The organism is Saccharopolyspora sp. 7B, from assembly GCF_020177435.1.
GTDB lineage: Bacteria > Actinomycetota > Actinomycetes > Mycobacteriales > Pseudonocardiaceae > Saccharopolyspora_C > Saccharopolyspora_C gregorii.
Genome location: NZ_JAIUKC010000122.1, coordinates 1 through 2,059 on the forward strand (window position 1 = coordinate 1; position 2,059 = coordinate 2,059).

The 2,059-nt window shown below is 72.5% G+C and carries 3 protein-coding genes; all 3 read left to right on the forward strand.

Going from position 1 to position 2,059, the window contains the following annotated elements; genetic code table 11:
- Positions 1 to 648: 648 nt before the first annotated feature.
- The 3 genes from LCD33_RS19340 (at position 649) to LCD33_RS19350 (ending at position 1,934) form a co-directional block, all read left to right on the forward strand.
- Entirely contained in the window at positions 649 to 1,134 is a 486-nt protein-coding gene (locus LCD33_RS19340; protein WP_224978121.1) for a hypothetical protein, read from the forward strand.
- 20 nt (positions 1,135 to 1,154) lie between these two features.
- Entirely contained in the window at positions 1,155 to 1,379 is a 225-nt protein-coding gene (locus LCD33_RS19345) for a hypothetical protein (protein WP_224963029.1), read from the forward strand.
- Between the two features lie 381 nt (positions 1,380 to 1,760).
- Positions 1,761 to 1,934 (forward strand): hypothetical protein, encoded by a 174-nt coding sequence (locus tag LCD33_RS19350; RefSeq protein ID WP_224968930.1) that lies wholly within the window; start codon positions 1,761 to 1,763, stop codon positions 1,932 to 1,934.
- Positions 1,935 to 2,059: the final 125 nt, after the last annotated feature.

A 2,059-nucleotide genomic window follows, 5' to 3' on the forward strand; every position in this document is an offset into this window, starting at 1 on the left:
GAACGGCGGGTACCGGGTCCGGTGGTGCCGGTCGGGGGAGCGGAGCGCGGTGTCCGCCCGGTGGCGCGATCGGCGGCCCTGGCGGGGAGTCGGCGCGCGGGTGTGCGGCGGGCGGGGTGCGGCCGGGGTCGGGTGGCGTCCTGCGGTCGGCGGTGGAAAACCCCGTTCGCAGCGCGGTTTTCCCGGTTCTCGGGGTGGTGGTGCGGCGGGACTGTCCACCTTGATCAGTGGATCTTCGGCACCGCGCTGCGGTGCGCGGTGGCGCACCACCCGGGGCGGTGCGGCTGGGCGACAGGTGCCGCCGAACGGCGTGATCGCGTTTTCGCTGCCATGCCGGGACTTTTCAAGTGGCTCGGTACCGATTCGGGCTGGTTGGCGCACTCGTGGAATACCGTCCGCTGTGGACGAAAGAGCGGAAGTCGGTTCGGTTCGGGGCTTGGGACATTCACCCAATTGAAAGAGTGCGCGCATCGTTATCGTGCAGCTAGCATTCTTTTATAGCGGCCAGTGGTCGACTACTTCCACTTCTCAAGATCACCTGAAACGCGCGGGATCGACTGCGCGACCAAGATCTTCTTGGTCGGCGGATTCCGTCGTGCCAGGTGGTTTTCCCAGTCATGCAAGGCGATCTGATGAAAGTTGGCCACTGTGGACTTCGACGCGCTCTTCCATTCGCACTTGGCGGCGATTCGAGCCAGCGTCCACGAGGGTTTTCGATTCCGGTACCTGCCGACCGGGCGGAACGACGAGTTCGTGCTGCAGGGATTCCGCGTGGAGCACGGGGTGATGGACACGTTCCTGGCCCATGCGGCCGATGACGCGGTCGCCGCCCGATACCGGCTTTCCGACCTGGAAATCCCCGATCCTCCCGCGCTGTGGCGGCGGGACGGGCCGGTGGACGAGGTGGTGCTGGCGTTGCTGGCGCTCCCCGCCCACGGGGCTCGCGGATCCCCGGTTTCCGGCGGATTCCCGGTGCACTTCGGCATTCCGCGCCTGCGGCGACCGCGCGGCGGCGCACCCGATCCGAATTCGCCGCCGGACGTGCTCTCCCGCATTCCGCAGCCCCGCTGCGGCGGGTGCGGGCCACGATCGGGCGCCCCGCGCGGTTCCCGCCACCTGGGAGGTGGCCGATGAACGTGAAGAAGGACTTACCGATGACCTGGCACTTCGAACGGATCTCCGCGCGCGAGTCCTACACGTTCCGCTGGGGGCGCGGCTCCGGGATGATCACGGTGCACCGCGGGGACGCGCGCGGTTCGCACAGCGACGACAACCTCGTCGATTGCGTGCAGGTCGGCATCGATTGGATAGACGACCAGGACGTGCGGGTGCAGGCCCGCAAGTGGATCAGGGTCAACGCGGGACGTGGCGTGCGATGAATGCGCCGCTCGTCGCACAGAGCATTCCGGCCCGGGGTGCGCGGCCGATTCCGCGCCGCCGGTTCCGGGCCGGATCGCGCACCGCGCACCCGGGCGCTCGCACCGCCCGGCGCGACGGCGGAACGCGGTGGGCACCGCGCTCGCGACCGCGTCGGACGACCGCGGGAGCGCGCGGCGAACCCGGACGTGGCGCCGGCGGGGCGCGCGCACCACCAGGGAACTCCCGCGCGGCGGCGGCTCCGGGAATTTCGTGAGCCGTTACCCGCGCGACCCCGCCGGTCGGAGCGCGCGGGGTAGACCGGTGGGCGGGGCCTCCGCACCGGAAGTCCCGCCCACGCAGCCGGAATCGCACGCGACACCCGGCGGAACAGGAGGTGCGCGGTGAACGTCCTGCCGCCCGCGCCCACCGCGGAACTGCCCGCCGAGTGGTCCTGGTGCCCGGACTGCTCGGGAACGGGCCTGCTCGACCCCGATCCGGCCGACCCGGCATCCGCCGTCGCGGAGGAGTGCTGGACCTGCCGGGGCCTCGGCGCCGGGGCGCGGCACGTCCTGTGACCGGGCCGATCCGGGCGGGGGCCCCCCCCCCCCCCGCCGGGGCCCCCCGGCCGGGGGGGGGGCCCCGGCCCCGGGGGCCCGCGCGGGGCCGGGCCCCGCGACCCCGGGGCCGGACCGGCGCGGGG

Excerpts from the sequence above, each read along its gene's own strand:
- LCD33_RS19345 (WP_224963029.1), top strand. The coding sequence starts at position 1,155 with ATGACCTGGCACTTCGAACGGATCTCCGCGCGCGAGTCCTACACGTTC.